The following is an 18150-nucleotide window of genomic DNA, read 5'->3' as shown; positions in this document are numbered from 1 at the left end:
TCTGACGGCTCGCGAGATGCGAGCGAGGCGCACGATAACTCCGCCGAGTCCTCAGAGGCCAGAGGGATGTTGGCCACTCGGGTGACGAGGCGGACAACATCCGAAATGCATCTTCCCGAATCGGCTGTCACTGGCTTACAGTCCCGGTCGCGGTGCTCCGTGCGGGGTACCAGTGCGCTGGGGGGTGTACGTGGTGGACGGAGATTTCGCGCGTTCTGAATCGGCCGGTGAGGGCCTGAGACGCAGACGCAATCGAACCAGGATCGCACTTCTCGCGGTGCTCGCCATCCTGTCCTCGACCGCAGTGGCCATCGCGGTGACCAGGTCGTCGACGCAGGAGACGGGCACCGCTTCTGCGCGTGTCCTCGACCACGTCGATCTCCCCGTGGCGCAACGGGAAGAGTCGCCCGCGCCGGAGAACGGAGAGCTGCGCGACGCGCGCTGGCCCTCGGGCGGCCGCGGCACCGTGCTGGCCACGAGCACTCCCCGCCAGGTCGCGAAGACCCCGGTCACCGTCGCGAAGAAGACCGGCAAGCCGCAGGTCGTGGCAGCGGCGGTGATCGACCAGGGCCAGAGCCGCAAGGCCGGTGTCTCCGGCGTCGTGCTCGAAGTCCGCCCGACCGGCGCAGCCAAGGCCGAAGAAGACACACTCTCAGTGGGTCTTTCCTATGCGGAGTTCGACAAGGCGATCGGCGGTTCCTTCGGTTCACGCCTGGGCCTGGCCAAGCTGCCGGCCTGTGCACTGACCACTCCGGACCGCCCCGAGTGCCGCGTCCAGGAACGCATCCCGTCGCACAACGACCGCGCCAAGCGCACGGTCTCCGCCGACGTCCCGGCCGAGCCGATGCTGCTCGCCGCCGTGGCGGACTCGTCCGGCCCGCAGGGCACGTTCAAGGCGAGTTCCCTCGGCCCGTCCGGCAACTGGTCCGTCTCCCCCGGCACCGGTTCGTTCAGCTGGTCCTACCCGATCGACGTCCCGGCCCCGGCCTCGGGCAGGGTCGCCCCGAAGCTCTCGTTGGCCTACAGCTCATCCAGTGTGGACGGACGGACCTCGGCGACGAACGGCCAGGCGTCGTGGATCGGTCAAGGCTGGGACTACACCCCGGGTTTCATCGAGCGGTCCTACAAGTCGTGCAGCGAGGACAAGACGCTCCCGCAGGCGCAGCAGACCGCCGACAACTGCTGGCAGGGCCAGGTCGTCACCATGAACCTGGGTGGCCAGTCCAACCAGCTCGTGCGCGACGACAACACCGGCGTCTGGCGCACCTCGGGTGACCACGGCGCCAGGGTGGAACTCGTGCAGGGCGCGAACAACGGCCTTGCCGAGGGCGAGCACTGGAAGGTCACGACGACCGACGGCGTGAGCTACTACTTCGGCCGCAACCGCGGTGACGGCTACAACGGCCAGGAGGAGACCAAGTCCGCCTGGGGCGTGCCGGTCTACTACCCGAAGGCCGGAGACAGCTGCTACCGCGCCACTTTCGCCGACTCGTGGTGCAAGCGCGGCTGGCGCTGGATGCTCGACTTCGTCGAGGACCCGCAGGGCAACGTCAGCTCGTACTACTACACGCCCGAGACGAACTTCTACGGCGCCAACGGCAAGAACACGGGCGTCGAGTACATCCGCGGCGGTGTCCTGAGCCGCATCGACTACGGCCTGCGCAAGGTCGGTGGTTCCATCTACACCGCGCCCGCCCCGAACCAGATCGTGTTCACCCCGGCGGCCCGGTGCGTCCCGGCGGACGGCTACAACTGCGACCTCGGGCAGCTCGACGAGTCCAAGGCCAAGTACTGGCCGGACCTGCCCCAGGACCAGATCTGCAAGCAGGGTGCGACATGTGAGAACCACGCCCCGTCGTTCTTCTCCACCCAGCGGCTGACCAAGATCACCACCCAGTACACCGCCGGTGGCACGACGAAGCCCGTGGACGTCTTCGAGCTCGGGCAGACCTATCCCGAGCTGGCGGACAAGGAACTGCGGCTCGACTCGATCAAGCGCACCGGTCACCACCCGGACGGCACGTCGATCGCCATGCCGCCGATCACGTTCGAGAGCCAGGCGCTCGCGAACCGGATCGAGGGCTACAACTCGACCGGCGCGTACTTCCACTGGCGCCTGACGAAGGTCAACACCGACACCGGTGGGCGGATCAGCGTCACCTACAGCGATCCGGACTGCACCGCGTCGAGCCACCCGACGAACTTCGCCCAGAACGACCGCCTCTGCTACCCGGTGTACTGGGCGATGCCGTTCAACACCGACCCCGTGCTCGACCTGTTCCACAAGTACGTCGTGCGCAAGGTCGTCGTCGAGGACAGCAACAAGGTCGGCGACACCCCGCCCCGGCCCGTGTCCCCGCAGCAGATCACGACGTACCGCTACCTGGGCACACCCGCGTGGCACTTCGACGACAACGAGCTCGTCAAGGCCGAACACCGCACCTACGGCCAGTTCCGCGGCTATGAGAAGGCGGAGGTCCTCAAGGGTGACGGCGACGGCCCGGAGAAGGAGACCCTGACCCGGTCGACCTTCTACCGCGGCATGGGCGGCAACATCACCGACTCGCGCGGGCAGTCCGTTGTGGACAACAACCTCTTCGCCGGAACCGTGCGCGAGGAAGAGGTCTTCGACGGCGACGGCGGCACGCGCCTGTCGTCGAGCTTCTCCACTCAGACGGTGGTCGGCACGCCGACGGCAAGCCGGGCCCGTCCGGGCCTGGATCCGTTGACCGCCAACGTGGTCGAGGTCGCCGGCACCGCGTCGGTCACCTACCTCGCCGCGGGCGGGGAGAAGAAGGCCTCGACGGTCAACCGCCACGACGCCCTTGGCCGCGTAGTCGCGAAGACCGACTCCGCAGACGGCCTTCCCGACCTCTGCACGACGAGCAAGTTCGCGGAGAACCTCACCCTCGGGATCCGCGACAGGATCCAGGAGGTCGTCCAGTCCCAGCAGGCGTGCCCGGCGGCAGGCGTGGAGCCGGGACCGGTCACCAAGCGGGTGCGCACCTACTTCGACGGTTCCGCCACGCTCGGCGCGATTCCCGGCGCGGGCAACCCGACCAGCACCGCCGAGGCGGTGCGCGCCCCTGACGGTTCGCTCACGGACCAGCTGAGCGGCACCATCTCCTACGACTCATCGGGACGGCCCAGCAAGACGGTCGACGCGTCCAACCGCACCACCCTCACGAGCTACACCCCGGCCGACGGCGGACGCCTTTCGAAGATCGTGTCCGTCAACGCGAAGAACCAGACCAGCACGGTCGAGTTCGAGCCGTCGCGCAACGCCACCGTCAAAACCACCGACGTGGGCAACCGCGTCACGGAGGCGACCTACGACGCACTCGGCCGCCTGACCCAGTTGTGGAATCCGGGGCAGGCCAGGGGCATCAGCGATCCGTCGGTGAAGTACGAGTACGTGCTCCGCGCCGACGGACCGCTCGCGGTCACGTCGAAGACGCTCGTCGACAACGGGACCAGCAAGAACTACGTGACGGCGGTCAGCCTCTTCGACGCTTTCGGCCAAGCACGTCAGACGCAGTCGGAAGCGCTCAACGGTTCGGCCAACCGCGTGATCAGCGAGACGTTCTACGACTCGCACGGCTGGGTGGTGTCGAGCAACAACAACTACCTGGTAGCGGGAGCCCCGAGCACGACGCTGGTCGATGTCGCGGAAGCGTCCGTCGACAACCGCTCCGTCATCCAGTACGACGGCTCGGGCCGTAGCGTGCAGGCGACGTCCTACAAGGGACTCACGGCGGTCGAACAGACGAAGACCGTTTACGGCGGCGATCGCACCACGACGTTCCCGCCGACCGGCGGCGTGATCAACGAACAGCTCAACGACGCCCGCGGCCGTGTCGTGGAAACCCGCCAGTACACGACCGCGCCCGCGGTCAACGGATCCGTCGTCTCCGGCGGCACGTTCCAGGCGACCACACGCCGGTACACCGCCAACGGCCTGATGGACCAGATCAAGGACGCGGTCGGCAACGAGTGGTCGTTCAACCACGACCTGCGTGGCCGCGTCGTCAGTCAGACCGATCCCGACGCGGGCACGGTGAGCACCACCTACGACGCGCTCGGCCAGATCGAGTCGACCAGCAACGCCGCCGGCCAGAAGTTGTTCTACGAGTACGACGAACTCGGCCGCAGGACGGTCGAGCGCGCCGACTCGAAGACCGGCGCGATGCTCGCACAGTGGCGTTACGACGGTGCCACCAACGGCGTCGGTCTTCCGTTCTACACCACGCGCTACACCGCGAACGGCAACTTCGACTCCGGCCCCAGCGCCTACGACGGCGCGGGCAGGGTGACCGACCAGATCCTGCGTGTCCCGACGTCGGAACACGGCCTGGCCGGCACCTACACGACGAGGACCGCCTACACGACGACCGGCCTGCCGAAAACCCTGACGCTGCCGGCGAAGGGTGGACTCCCCGGAGTCCCGATCGCCACGTCGTACACCAAGTACGGCCTGGCGGAGAAGACCGAGGGCTACAACGCGTACGTCTCCGCGTCCACCTACACGCCGTTCGGTGAACCGCTGAAGTACGTGCTGGGCGCCAACAACGCGGCCACCGACCTGTCCTTCGACTACGACGCCCACACCCGCCGCCTCGCGCTCACCAAGCTCTCCGGCGGGACGGCACCCCTGATCGACGAGACCACCTACGGCTACGACCACGCGGGCAACCTGCTCAAGCAGATCAACAACCAGGGTGACCGCGGCATCCGCTCGCAGTGCTTCGCCTACGACGCGCTGCAACGACTCACCGAGGCGAGGACGTCGACCGACGCCTGCGCCACAGCCCCGTCCAAACTGACCCTCGGCACCCTGTCGCCGTACTGGCACTCGTGGACGTTCGAGCCCACCGGCCTGCGCAAGACCCAGGTCGCGCACAGCCTGACCGCGGGCCAGCCGGACAAGACCACCACCTACGACTATCCGGCCGCGGGCACCGCCCGTCCGCACTCGCTGACGAGCACCTCCGACGGCACCTCGTACACCTACGACGCCTCGGGCAACACCAAGACGCGCACCCTGCCCACCGGCGTCCAAACCCTCGACTGGGACTACTCGAGCAGGCTGAAGTCCGTCACCGCGCCGGAAGGCACGACGTCGTACATCTACGACGCCGACGGCAACCAGCTGATCCGCCGCGACCCGGACAAGACCACCCTGTTCACGCCGGGCCAGGACCTGGTCCGCAACCACGAGTCCGGCATCGTCACCGGCACCCGCTACTACGCGCACAACGGCACCAAGGTCGGCATGCGCGTCGCCGGCGGCAACTTCAAGTTCGAGGTGTCCGACCTCCACCAGACGGGCCAGCTGACCGTCGACTCGGTCTCACGCGACGTCACCCGCCGCGCGTCGGACCCGTACGGCAACGTGCTGGGCGAGATCACCGGCGGCCCATGGCCTTCCGGTCGCGGCTTCCTCGACAAACCCGTGTCAGCCGTGACGGGCCTGACGGACATCGGCGCCCGCAAGTACGACGCGTCGACCGGCCGTTTCATCTCGGTGGACCCGCTGCTCGACCTCACCGCCCCGCAGACCTGGACCGGCTACACCTACGCGAACAACAACCCGACCACGTTCGCGGACCCGTCCGGCCTGTTCTGCGACGGCTGCGAATACGCGGGCAGTGGTGACAACCACGGCGTTGGCTGCTCGTACGACCCGACCGGTTCGTGCCGCTCGCAGGAGGAAGTCGACCTCTCGTACCAGATCCGCACCGGCCGCAACGAGGACACGACCAAGCAGCCGACGATCGGCGGCCGGCGCGTGCCCACGTTGAAGGAGCTCAACAGCAGGGTCGTCTACGGCACGTTCGCTCACAACGACTACTTGGAAGGTGTCGAGGCCTGGGCGAAGCAGTCTTGTCAGCGCGCTAGTGCCGCGGATCGGGACTTCTGCAGTGCGGCCGATGCCATGGGGCTGTTGGAGCCGAATCCGGTGGGCAAGGCCATTCTCGAGGTGGCGTTCCAGTTCGTGTGCAACAGGTTTGCGCCTTGTGCGGTCGCTTCGATGGCTGTCGGGTTGCTGATCGCGATGAACGAGGGGCCGGAGGCCCAGGTCAACGCGGCGATGGACACGAAGGGGCCCCGCTCGCCGAGTACCACCAAGAGCCGGACCGCCGAGAGTTGCGTCGGTGCGAACAGCTTCACCGGCGACACACCGGTGTTGATGGCTGACGGGTCGACCAAGCGGATCGACGAGATCAGGGTCGGCGATGCGGTAGCCAACAGCGATCCGGAAAGCGACAACACCGAACAGAACGAAGTGACGTTCGTCCACGTCTCGGACGACGACAAGAGCTACATCGACCTGACCGTTCAGACCGCACAAGGAGCGGGCAGGATCCAGGCGACCGCTCATCACCGGTTCTACAACGTCACCGCCGGTGACTGGGTCCACGTCGCTGACCTGGTGGCAGGAGACGAACTCGACACCCCTGGGATCGGCCGCGCCGTCGTCAACGCTGTGCGTCCGTACGAGGCTCAGTCGCGCACGTACAACCTGTCCGTCGCAGCCGTTCACACGTTCTTCGTCCTGGCCGGCCGCACGCCGATCCTGGTGCACAACGCCCCGCACTGCGAGTGGATCCCCGGATTGGCCCCGGACGCGAGCGAGATCGACCGGGGTTCGCTGCGGAAGCTCAAGGAGAAGCAGTTGGAGAAGTCTCTCGAGAGCATCGAAGAAGATGCTCACAGCTTCAAGGAGGGGTATGTAGGTAAGCCGAACGTGTCGAGGTTCGACGCGACGCGAGATGGCGACGGCAGGATCGTTCTCGTCAGCAAGGATGGAACGATCTTGGTGCCAACAGAGTGGAGGTACGTGCCGTGAGCGCGTTTCGCGTCTATCTCCGCGTGGTGAGCGCAGATCTGCTGCCCGAGCAGATTTCGGGCCACCTCGGGGTGGAGCCTGATGAGTCGCATGCGGCAGGCAGCCGCAAGTGGCCGGGAGCCGCTCCGCGGCGCGAGAGCACCTGGATCAGGCGGGCCGAAGCCACCGAGGCCGGCGGACGGCCCGAACACGTGGAGCCGGTCATCCTGGGGTGGGGACTGGATTTCGCTCGCAAGCTCGGTCTGCTGGTCGAGTCCAGCGATGCTGTCGCTTCCCTGGAGATCGTGCAGAAGATACGAGACCTGGACGACACCCAGGCGAAGGGGATCTTTCTGTCCGCGGACCTGATGGCCTGGTTGAGCACGGCCCGGTCGTCCCTGGACATCGATCAGTACATCCTCCACGACTGTGACGAGGCGCGAGAGGGCGTTCAGGCAGGTAGTTGACGAGCGCCGGGCGAGCTGTCGTAGGGACCGGTGAGGGCCAGATGGTCCTCACCGGCCCCGTTGCATTCCAGGTTTGAGTCGCGGCGACCAGAATCCCCTTGCGCTTCGGGTTTGAGTCTGTAAGACTCAAACCATGTTCACCACATCGGAGGCGCTGCGACTGGTCGAGCGCGCCGCGTCGGCGGAGGCCCTCTTCGGGCCTCGCACCACCGACCCCGGCAAGCGCAAGGAGGTGCGGCGCCGCTACCACGCACTGGCCGCCGTCCTGCACCCCGACGTGGTCGGACCGGCCAACACCCGCGCCCACGCGGCGTCGGCGAACCTCACCCGCCTGCACCACGAGTGGACCAACGGCACGACCGTCGAGCTCACGACCAGGACCGGCACCTACCGCGTCGGGGAGCCGTTCGCGGTCGGCAGCATCGCCAACCTCTACGAGGCCGACGGTCCGTACGTGGTCAAGGTGGTGCGCAACCCGGCGCTCAACCCGTTGCTGCACGGCGAGTGGCACGCGCTGCGGGCTCTGGAACGCTTCACCGACCGGAACCAGTGGTTGCGGGCCTTCTATCCGCGGCTGCTCGACACGTCCGGTGACGTGGCCAAGGGATCCAGGGCGTTCACGGTCCTCGACCCGCTGCTCGACGGCTTCGTGACGCTGAAGGACGTCAAAACCGCCTACCCGAACGGGCTGGACGGGCGCGACTACGCGTGGATGCACCGCAGGTTGCTCAAAGCGCTGGCCGGCGCGCACCAGATCGGGCTGGTGCACGGGGCTGTCACCGCCGAGAACGTCCTGGTGCACCCCGAACAGCACGGCATCGTGCTCGTCGGCTGGTCGTTCGCCGTCGAGTCCGGCCAGCGGCTCCTCGCGACCAGCAAGACCATCGCCTATCCGCCGGAAGTCGAGAAGCAGCAACCGGTCACGGCCGCGATGGACGTCCACATGGCACACACGTTGATGGCCGAACTGCTGCACCACAACGAACATCGGCAGATCGCCTTCGCGAGGGGCTGTCTGCAGGAGCATCCGCAACGCAGGCCCGACGCCGCCGACCTGCTCGGCGAGTACGACGACCTGCTCGAAGAACTGTACGGACCACGGGTTTTTCGCCCGTTCGCACTTCCAGAAGGAGCATGACCATGGGACACGGCAAGTGGGATGACAACGCGTACGCCGCGGCGAAGACCTTCCGCGCTGCCAAGGGGATCGCGGACTTCGGTTATACGGCGTCGATCAAGTCGAACCCGGCGTCGAGCTGGAAGGCCGCGCCGTCGCTCGACCCGCTGAACGTCGCGTACCGCGAGTGCCGCGACTCGCCCGACCACGCCGACTCGACACCGATCGCGGTGCTGTTCGACGTCACCGGGTCGATGGGGGCAGTGCCGCGGATCATGCAGGGCAAGTTGGGCAAGCTGCACGGGTTGTTGCAGCGCAAGGGATATCTCGCCGACCCGCAGCTGATGTTCGGTGGGATCGGGGACGCTGACAGTGACCGCGTGCCGTTGCAGGTCGGGCAGTTCGAGTCGGACAACCGCATGGACGAGCAGTTGCGGGACATCTTCCTCGAGGGCAACGGCGGCGGGCAGAAGAGCGAGTCCTACGAGCTGGCCGCGTACTTCGTGGCGCGGCACGTGGTCACCGACGCGTGGCAGAAGCGCGGCCGCAAGGGGTACCTGTTCATCATCGGCGACGAACTGAACAAGCCGCGGCTGGAGGCCCGGCACATCCGCCGGATCATCGGTGACGACGTGAAGCAGGACATCGACCCGGTGTCGGTCTACCGCGAGCTCGCCCGCAAGTGGAACGTCTACTTCATCCTCCCCAACCAGTCGTCGTACTACAACGACGACAGCATCGGTGAGCACTGGCGGACGATCCTCGGCCAGAACTTCCTCAAGCTGGACGACCCCGGCGCGGTGTGCGAGCTCATCGCGGCGACGATCGGCATGGAGGAGCAGGTGGTCGACCTCGACCAGGCGCTCGTCGACCTCGCCGAGATCGGGTCGGTCGCCGAGAGCAAGGCCGTCGGCAAGGCACTGGTCGCGGTCGGTGGCAGCAAGCGCGCGGTCGTTGCCGCTCCCATGGGCATCGACGGCCCCGACGACGTGGCGCTGAGCTGATGAACGACCACGTGATCGTCGTCGGGCTGGGGTTCGGTGACGAGGGCAAGGGGGCCGTCGTCGACGCGTTGTGCGCGGAGGGGAGCGTGTCCACCGTCGTGCGGTTCAACGGCGGCGCGCAGGCCGCGCACAACGTGATCGCCGACGGCCGGCACCACACCTTCAGCCAGTTCGGGTCCGGCACGCTCGCGGGTGTGCCGACCTGGCTGTCGCGGTACGTGCTCGTCGAGCCGATCGCGCTGGCGACCGAGTCACGTGAACTGGAGGCGCTCGGCGTCGCGAACCCGCTCTCGCTGGTCTCGGTCGACGCCAGGGCGCTGCTCACCACGCCGTTCCACGTCGCCGCGAACCGGGCCAGGGAGAGGGCCAGGGGCGGCGACCGGCACGGCTCGTGCGGGAAGGGGATCGGTGAGACGGCCTGGTACGGGCTGCTCGCCGGGGCGCGCGAGGGGGACGTGGTGGAGGGGCAGCGGGTGCTCGGCGAGCCGGGCCCCGCTCCCACCGTCGGCGACTGCCGGAACCCGGGAGCGTTGCGCCGCAAGCTCGACGCGCTCGCCCGGTTCTACGAGCCGTTGATCGGCGAGGGACCGAGCGTCGACGACCTGGTCGGGCTCTACGGCGCGTTCGCGGACGCCGTGCGGATCACGAACGGCGACGAGGGGCTGTTCGACGCCGGACGGGTCGTCTTCGAGGGCGCGCAGGGAGTCCTGCTCGACGAGACCTACGGCTTCCACCCGCACACCACCTGGTCCACGGTCGTGCCGCGCAACGCCCGTGAGCTGCTGCAAGGCCGTCCGGCGCGGGTGATCGGCGTGACCAGGACCTACCAGACGCGCCACGGCGCCGGTCCGCTGCCGACCGAGGATCCGGCCGTGCTCGCCCGGTTCCCGGAGCGGCACAACGGCACCGGCGAGTTCCAGGGCGCGTGGCGGGCCGGGCACCTGGACGCGAACCTGCTGCGCTACTCCGTCGATTGCTGTGGGGGTGTCGACGGCCTGGCGGTGACGCACCTGGACGCCCGCGGCCTGAAGGTGGCCACCGGGTCCGAACTGGAAGAACTGTCCGATCCCGTCGCGTACCTGGAAGGCCTGCTCGATGTCGACGTGCTCGTCACCGGCGCGGGGCCGACCAGGGCGGACTACGCGGTACGGGACAATCCACGACGTGATCGAGTCGACGTTGGTATCGGTGGACGTGATCGTGCTCCGGTTTGATCCGGAGGCCCGCGCGGTGCTCGTGGGGGTCGCACCGCGCGCACAGGAGCCGTTCGCGGGCGAACTGGCACTGCCCGGCGTCCTGCTGGGCAGAGGCGAGCGGCTCCGCGACGCGACCACCAGGGCCGTCACGGGCAAGCTGGGCCTCGCCGAGAAGTCCGTGACCGCGACGGGCCAGCTCGCCACCTTCGACGAACCGTCGCGTGACCCGCGCGGGCCGACGCTGTCGATCGCGCTGTGGGCCACGGTGACCAGGGCGACCGGTGACCTGGCCGTCTGGACCAGGCTCGACGCCGTGCCGTCGCTGGCCTTCGACCACGACCGGATCGTCGCCGACTCCCGGCCGCTGCTGGCGGACAAGCTCTGGCGCGACGTGCCGTTCACGGCGGGGCTGCTCGGGCCCGAGTTCACGACGGCACAGGCGCTCGACGTCACCGAGTCGCTGACCGGCGACCGGCCCTACCCGGCCAACCTGGGCCGCACGATGGACCGCGTACCGGGCCTCGGCCGCACCAGCGAACACGCCGCCGCGCTGCCCAAGGGCGGCCGGCCGCCGCTGGTGTGGAAGTGGGCTAGCGAGGCAGTTCAGGCTTGAACAGCCAGCGGTCGAGCAGGTCCCGGTGCCCGGCGAGGGTGATGAAGTCCTCGGTCGTCACCACGCCGTGCCGGTTGCGGGCGCACCACTCGCGCAGCAGTGCGAAGAACGAGTCGTCGCCCATCTCGCGGCGCAACGCGTGCAACGTCAGCGCCCCTCGCTTGTAGACCCTGTCGTCGAACCAGTCCGCACGCGGCGGTCGTCCGATCACGAGGTTCTGCGGCAGGCGGCGCAGCAGGTCCCTGGCCGAGGCCGCGCAGGCGTCGGCGGAACGGCCGCCGGAAGCCTCGGACCACAGCCATTCCGAGTAGCAGGCGAAGCCCTCGTTCAGCCAGATGTGCTCCCAGTCGGCGATGCCGACCGAGTTGCCGAACCACTGGTGCGCCAGCTCGTGCGCCACCAGCCGTTCCGAACCTCGCCGCCCGTCCACGTGGTTCGCGCCGAACGTCGACAACCCTTGCGCCTCAACGGGAACATCGAGCGCGTCATCGGTCACCACGACCGAGTACTTCACGAACGGGTAGGGCCCGAACAGCGACGAGAACAGCTCGATCATGGCGTTCTGCCGGCCGAAGTCGTGTGCCACCAGCCTGCTCAGCCGGGCGGGAGCCCACACGTCCGGCAGCGCCTCGACGTACTGTCCGATCTGGACGGTCGCGAGGTAGGTCGCCATCGGCGCGGCCATCGAGTACGTCCACCGGGTCGTGCTGCCGGAGACCTTGCCGTCGACCAGCACCCCGTTGCACACCACGGTGTACGGCGACGGCGCCGTCACCTCCAGGTGGTACGAGGCCTTCGACCGCGGTTCGTCCAGGCACGGGAACCACGACGGCGCCCCGATGGGCTGCGAGGCCACGATCGACCCGTCCGTGAGCTCGTCCCAGCCCAGATCGCCCCACTCCGGCGTCGAGATCGGCCTGGGCGTGCCCGAGTACCGGACGTCGACCGTGAAGGCCCCTCGCACGGCCGCGCGCACGTTCAGGACGCCACCGGCGTGGCCGTAACGCGCGGGTTTGCCGTTCACCAGCACCTTCGAGATCCGCAGTGGACCGAAGGACAGCGAGAACGACGACAGCGAGGTGCAGGAAGCCTGCAGCACCGCACGCCCGGACAGGCGTGCGGAGTGCGGCTTGTAGTCAAGCTCTAGCGCGTAATGGTGTACGGAGAAGCTCATGTCCACGCGGAGATCGGGTTGCCCAGCCAACGGGTTCCCGACGGTACATCCTCTCCGCGCATGACGAGCGAGGCGGGTCCGATCGTCGTGTTCGCGCCGATGGACGCGCCCGGCAGCACGATGCCGTGCGGGCCCAAAGTGGAACCGGCGCCCAGCTCCACCCGGTCCATCCGCAGGATCCGGTCGTGGAACAGGTGCGTCTGCACGACACAGCCGCGGTTGACGGACACGCCGGCACCCAGCTTCACCAGGTCGGCCTCGGGCAGCCAGTACGACTCGCACCACACACCACGGCCCACGGACGCGCCCAGCGAGCGCAGCCACAGGTTCATGATCGGCGTGCCACCGGAGAACCCGATCAGCCACGGCACCGCGAGCACCTCGACGAACGTGTCCGCCAGCTCGTTGCGCCACACGAACGCCGACCACAGCGGGTACTCACGCACCTTGAAACGGCCCACGAGCGTCCACTTGGCGATCACGGCCACCAGACAGGCCGCGACACCGGCGCCCAGCAGCACGAGGCCGGACGCCCAGAGCCCGAACTCCTTCAGCGCGAACAGCACCAGCACGACGAGAGCCACGTTCAGCATCACCGGGACGAACCGGCACAGCTCGACCAGCGCCCGCGCCCACATGAGGTGCTTGGGCGGGTCGAACGTGCGCGACTGGTCCGACACCTCGGCGGCGCGCGGCAGCTTCATCGGCGGCATGCCCAGGTACGACGACCCGGCCTTGGCCCTCTTCGGCGCGGCCGACAGCACGCCGACGAGCCCGCCCTTCGGGACGTTGCGACCGGGCGCGGTCATGCCCGAGTTGCCCAGGAACGCCCGCTTGCCCACGCGTGCCGTGGCGATGCGCAACCAGCCGCCACCGAGCTCGTACGTCGCGACCATCGTGTCGTCGGCCAGGAACGCGCCGTCGCCCACCCTGGTCATCTTCGGCAGCGCGACCACCGTGGACGCCTCGACGTGGCGGCCGACCTTCATGCCGAGCAGTCGCAGCCACACCGGCGTGAACAGGGACGCGTACAGCGGGAACAGGGCCGTGCGCGCGTTGTTCATCAACCGCTCGGTCGTCCACGCCGCCCACGCCACGCGGCTGTGCACGGGGTAGTGGCCCTCGCGCATACCGATGCCCAGCAGCCGCACCGCGACCAGCACGATCAGCGCGTACGAGCCGAACCAGATCGCGGAGGCGACCGGGACGTCCCACAGCGCCGAAGTCAGGGACACGGGCCCGCGCAGCACGTAGAGCAGGGCCGGGGCCGCCGCCAGCAGCGGCAGGACGGCCAGCAGGCCGGACGAGAAGCCGTACATGAGGTTCCAGAAGCGCGACCGCTCCGGACGACGCGACGGGAACGACCGCGCCGCCTTGCCCTCGCGGATCGCGGGTACACCGGCCCAGCGCTGACCGGTCGGCACCGACCCGCGTACACCCGAACCGGGCGCCACCTCGGCCTTCTTGCCGATCTTGGCGCCGGGGAACAGCGTGCTGCGCGCACCGACCGTCGCGCCCGCACCGATCCGGATGCGGCCGATGCGCAGCCGGTCGCCGTCGAGCCACCAGCCGGACAGGTCGACCTCGGGCTCGACGGCGGCGCCGCGCCCGACCTTCAGCATGCCCGTGACGGGCGGCAGCGAGTGCAGGTCGGTGCCTTCGCCGATCTTCGCGCCCAACGCCCGTGCGTAGTGCGTGACCCACGAACCGGAAAGCTCGGTGGCGCGGGACATCTGCGCCAGCATCTCGGCGGTCCACAGTCGCAAGTGGACGGATCCACCGCGCGGGTACTCGCCGGGCTTCACGCCGCGCAGCAGCAACCGCGCGCCACCGGCGGAGATCGCGAGGCGACCGGCCGGGCTCAGGAACACCACGAACCCCGCGGCGACCCACCACCACGACACGGACGTCCAGCCCAGCACGTTCGACAACGCCGTCAGCGCCACGACCCAGCGCGCGCCGGAGATCGTGAGCAGCGGGATCATCAGCAGCGTCTGGACGACGCCGGTCCAGCGCGGCGTCGGCGCGACCTCGTGCACCTCGGCCGTCTCGCCGTACGACTCCAGGCGGCGGGCCAGCTTGTAGAGCGTCGGGTTCTGGTAGATGTCCGACACCGACGTGCTCGGGTAGCGCGTGCGGACCATCGAGACGAGCTGCGCGGCGCCCAGCGAGCTGCCGCCGGAGGCGAAGAAGTTCGCACCCTCGGAGGCGGGCCCGGAACCGAGCACGGCGGCCCACTGCTCCGCGAGCCAGCCCTCGACACCCGAGAACACCACTCCGGCGGTGTCCATCGACGCGAGCGGCCACGGCAGCGCGGCGCGGTCGACCTTGCCGGACGTGCGCGTCGGCAGCGTCTCGACCACCGCGATCAACGGCACCAGCGCGGCCGGCAGTTCGGTGCGCAGCTGCTCGACGGCGGTGTCCTGGTCGAACTCGCCGTCGACCACCACGTAACCGACGAGGATCTGGTTGCCGCCGCGCGTGGTGCGCACGGCGGCGGCGGCACCGGCGATACCGGGCAGCGCCGCGAGGGCCGCGTCGACCTCTCCCAGTTCGATGCGCCGGCCGCCGAGCTTGATCTGCTCGTCCGCGCGGCCGAGGAAGACGAGGCCTTCCGGCTCGGCGCGGACCATGTCGCCGCTGCGGTACGCGCGGTCCCAGCCCATCGACGGCAGCGCCGCGTACTTCTCGGCGTCCTTGGCCTCGTCCAGGTAGCGGGCCAGGCCGACACCGCCGATGACCAGTTCGCCGGACTCGCCCATGGGCACGACCTCACCGGCCGCGTCGACCACGACGAGGTCCCAGCCGTCCAGCGGCAGGCCGATGCGCACGGGCCCCGTGCCGGTCATCTGGGCGGCGCAGGCGACGACCGTCGCCTCCGTCGGGCCGTAGGTGTTCCACACCTCGCGGCCGGGGACGGCGAGCCGCTCCACGAGTTCGGGCGGGCAGGCCTCGCCGCCGAAGATCAGCAACCGGACGTCGTCCAGCGCCTCGACCGGCCACAGCGCGGCCAGCGTCGGGACCGTGGAGACGACGGTGATCTCCTGCTCGACCAGCCACGGCCCCAGGTCCATGCCCGTGCGCACCAGCGAACGCGGCGCTGGCACCAGGCAGGCGCCGTAACGCCACGCGAGCCACATCTCCTCGCAGGAGGCGTCGAACGCGACGGACAGGCCCGCCAGCACCCGGTCCTCCGGGCCGATCGGTTCCTCGGTCAGGAACAGGTTCGCCTCGGCGTCGACGAACGCGGCGGCGCTGCGGTGCGTGACCGCGACGCCCTTGGGCTTGCCGGTCGAACCGGACGTGAAGATGATCCACGCGTCGTTGTCCAGGCCGGGTTCGCCGGGGACGCCGAGCGTGGTGCCGTGCAGCACGAGGGAACGGCCCTCGCCGAGCACGGCACTCACTTGCGCCTCACCGAAAACGAGCTCGGCACGCTCGTCCGGGTCCTCGAAGTCGACCGGCACGTAGGCCGCGCCGGCCGCGAGGGTCGCCAGGATCGAGACGTAGAGGTCGGCGGTGCCCGAAGGCACGCGGATGCCGACCCGGTCGCCGACCCCGACGCCCTCGGCGGAGAGCTTTTCCTTGAGTTCCAGTACTTCCGTGATCAGTGCGCGGTACGTCAGCGCGGTGGTGCCGTCGTCGACGGCCAGCGCGTCCGGGTGCTTCTCGGCACTCGTGCGCAGGATGTCCAGGAGGGTGCGCGGTGAAGGCGCCTCGCCTGCCGTGAACATCGATCGAAGGACAACGGGTTCAGCCGCAATCGTCACGTCAGCGTCACTTCTCACCCTCTCGGCAACCGGTAGCCGTACAACTTTACAGCCACGTAACGGACTACCTCTCGGACGAGTATGCACCTTCACAGGTGACTTCAGTCACCGCAACACTTTCGAGTGACTTCCTCGCGTTGTGGCGCGCCAGGTTCCACTCCCGCCAGTCGGCCTCGGGAGTGCGATTTTTGATCCACCGCAAGGCACACGAGCGTTCGTGTTGCGGCAACCTGACCAACGCGGGCACCGCGTCCTCGGACAGCTGCGACAGGTAGTACGTGTCGATCTTCTGCGTCGCCTCGAACCGCGACACGTTGTAGTCGGCGACCACCCGTTCGGGGTTCAACGCGACCACGGCGAGGAAGAACGCGGCACCGGTGGCGACGATCGCCTTCGGCAACCAGTTGGCGCGCAACGAGATCCCGCTCGCGATGACCATCAGGTACACCACCGCCAGCCACACCTCGCACGACGCGACGAGCAGCCGCAGCACCGTCCACCCGTACGCCTGCTGGTAGAACCACATGCGACTCAAGGCACTCGCGACGATGACAAGTGTGAGAACAGCCAGTGAACCCAGCAAAACCCGCAGCCACAACTGATCCCGCTGCGTCTTCTTCACGGCGAACCGCGCGACGCCGGCGATCACGCCGAGCGTGAGGATGGTGACCCACAGCAGCTGCCAGAACCCGGACCGCGCGTACTCGGCGAACGTGACGCCCGCCGTCTTCATCACGTAGGCCTCACCACCGAACAGCACCGCGAGCTGCGTCCCCACGAACCCGGTGAACAGCACCACGAGCGCACCGACCGGCAACCCGTAGTCCTTGAGCCGCAACGACCCCGGCTTCACCTCGGCGTCCTCGGCGTCCTCGGAGATCTCCGGCGGCGCCGCCACCAGGTAGCAGGCCCCCAACGCCCCGAGCGCCGCGACGACCCCGAAGAACGTCTGCTGCACGTAGTCGTCGATGTCGAGGTCCGGGATCAGGCCTTCGAGGAAGTCGTTGAAGCCCTTGTCCGCCCCGGCCAGCAACGACCCGAAGACCAGCAACAACACCAGTGCCACGCCGACGGAGACGAACGGCCGGATCCCGATCGGCCCGCGCCGCCGGAACCCCTTGGCCACCCACGGGATGGACCGCAGCGCACCCAGCCCGACACCCAGCGCCCCGAACACGAGCCCGCGCACGGTCTTGCCGCCGGCCATGGCGATCGAGCCGCACAGCATCGACGCCATCAGCGACAGCGGGAACACCCACTCCGCAGCCCGCAGGAACCCCATCGCGAGGAAGGCCAGCGCACCGGCCAGCCACAGCGCGCGCTCGACGGTCGGCTTGCCCGCGTAGAACAGCACGCCGCCGACGCCCACGAGCCCAGCGAGGAACCAGCCGATGCCGTTGTTCGGGACGGCCAGGAACGCACCGCCGAGGCCCGCGACCAGGCCCGCGACCATGGCCTTGCCGGGGGCGCCGGTCGTGGGTGGGCGCCACCAGGGCATGAAGGGGACGCCGGGGGCGGTCATGGCGCCTGCGGGGGTGGGGTAGCGGGGCGGCGCCTGCCACGGGGAGGCCGGGGGGAGGGTGGCGGCGACCACCTCGGCGGGCTGGGCAGGGGGAGCGGGCCGGGGAGCTGTGGCGGGTTCGGGCTCCTTCACCGGCTTGGGCCCGCCTGCGGGCTTGGGCGTGTCCGCAGCCTTTACGGGCTTGGGCTCGCTTGCGGACTTCTCGGGCTTGGGCTCGCCTGCGGCCTCGGGCTTCTCGCTCGCCGGCTGATCTTGTCGGACCTCCTGAGTAGGTTGAGTCGCAGGGGTTCCCAGCTCGGGGGTACCCCTGCGCGAGCCTGCCTCGGCGTCCTTCTCGGGCTCCGGCGCACCCTCGGCGCCCTCCGGCTTCCCGGCCACCGGCCGATACCCGGTCTTCCGCAGGTTCCGGTACTTCGGCCGCCCAGCGGCCTTGTCGTCAGTCATGTCTCTCTCCCAAG

General features: G+C 68.9%; 9 protein-coding genes. 6 read left to right on the top strand and 3 right to left on the bottom strand.

Annotation, left to right across the window (positions count from 1 at the left end; translation table 11 throughout):
- Positions 1-277: 277 nt before the first annotated feature.
- The 6 genes from PV646_RS05300 to PV646_RS05275 all read left to right on the top strand — a co-directional run bounded on the left by PV646_RS05300 (position 278) and on the right by PV646_RS05275 (position 11226).
- Complete coding sequence (locus PV646_RS05300) at positions 278-6850, top strand: RHS repeat-associated core domain-containing protein (protein ID WP_500340332.1); 6573 nt, start codon at positions 278-280, stop codon at positions 6848-6850.
- Entirely contained in the window at positions 6847-7296 is a 450-nt protein-coding gene (locus tag PV646_RS05295; protein ID WP_500340331.1) for a DUF4279 domain-containing protein, read from the top strand. Before PV646_RS05300 ends, PV646_RS05295 begins: the two co-directional genes overlap by 4 nt.
- A 133-nt stretch (positions 7297-7429) precedes the next feature.
- Positions 7430-8434: a protein kinase family protein gene (locus PV646_RS05290; protein WP_500340330.1), complete on the top strand. Its 1005-nt coding sequence runs from the start codon at positions 7430-7432 to the stop codon at positions 8432-8434.
- Between the two features lie 2 nt (positions 8435-8436).
- A complete protein-coding gene (locus PV646_RS05285; protein WP_500340329.1) occupies positions 8437-9417 on the top strand; it encodes a hypothetical protein in 981 nt (326 codons plus the stop codon).
- Positions 9417-10631, top strand: coding sequence for an adenylosuccinate synthetase (locus PV646_RS05280; RefSeq protein ID WP_500340328.1), 1215 nt, complete (start codon positions 9417-9419; stop codon positions 10629-10631). The genes PV646_RS05285 and PV646_RS05280 overlap by 1 nt, the downstream gene beginning before the upstream one ends.
- Positions 10582-11226, top strand: coding sequence for a hypothetical protein (locus PV646_RS05275; RefSeq protein WP_500340327.1), 645 nt, complete (start codon positions 10582-10584; stop codon positions 11224-11226). Before PV646_RS05280 ends, PV646_RS05275 begins: the two co-directional genes overlap by 50 nt.
- On the opposite strand, the gene PV646_RS05270 is transcribed toward PV646_RS05275, so the two are convergent.
- The 3 genes from PV646_RS05270 to PV646_RS05260 form a co-directional block, all read right to left on the bottom strand.
- The gene (locus PV646_RS05270) at positions 11204-12400 is read right to left on the bottom strand and encodes a M1 family metallopeptidase (RefSeq protein ID WP_500340326.1); all 1197 of its coding nucleotides are present in this window, start codon (positions 12398-12400) and stop codon (positions 11204-11206) included. The two genes, PV646_RS05275 and PV646_RS05270, sit on opposite strands and share 23 nt — an antisense overlap.
- The gene (locus tag PV646_RS05265) at positions 12397-16134 is read right to left on the bottom strand and encodes a Pls/PosA family non-ribosomal peptide synthetase (RefSeq protein ID WP_500340325.1); all 3738 of its coding nucleotides are present in this window, start codon (positions 16132-16134) and stop codon (positions 12397-12399) included. Before PV646_RS05265 ends, PV646_RS05270 begins: the two co-directional genes overlap by 4 nt.
- A 100-nt stretch (positions 16135-16234) precedes the next feature.
- The gene (locus PV646_RS05260) at positions 16235-18136 is read right to left on the bottom strand and encodes a DUF4153 domain-containing protein (protein ID WP_500340324.1); all 1902 of its coding nucleotides are present in this window, start codon (positions 18134-18136) and stop codon (positions 16235-16237) included.
- Positions 18137-18150: the final 14 nt, after the last annotated feature.

Origin of the sequence: Streptomyces sp. ID05-26A (assembly GCF_033794685.1) — a bacterium.
Taxonomy (GTDB): Bacteria; Actinomycetota; Actinomycetes; order Mycobacteriales; family Pseudonocardiaceae; genus Lentzea.
The sequence above is the reverse complement of the archived record's forward strand: the minus strand, read 5'-3'. Positions and strand labels throughout refer to the sequence as shown.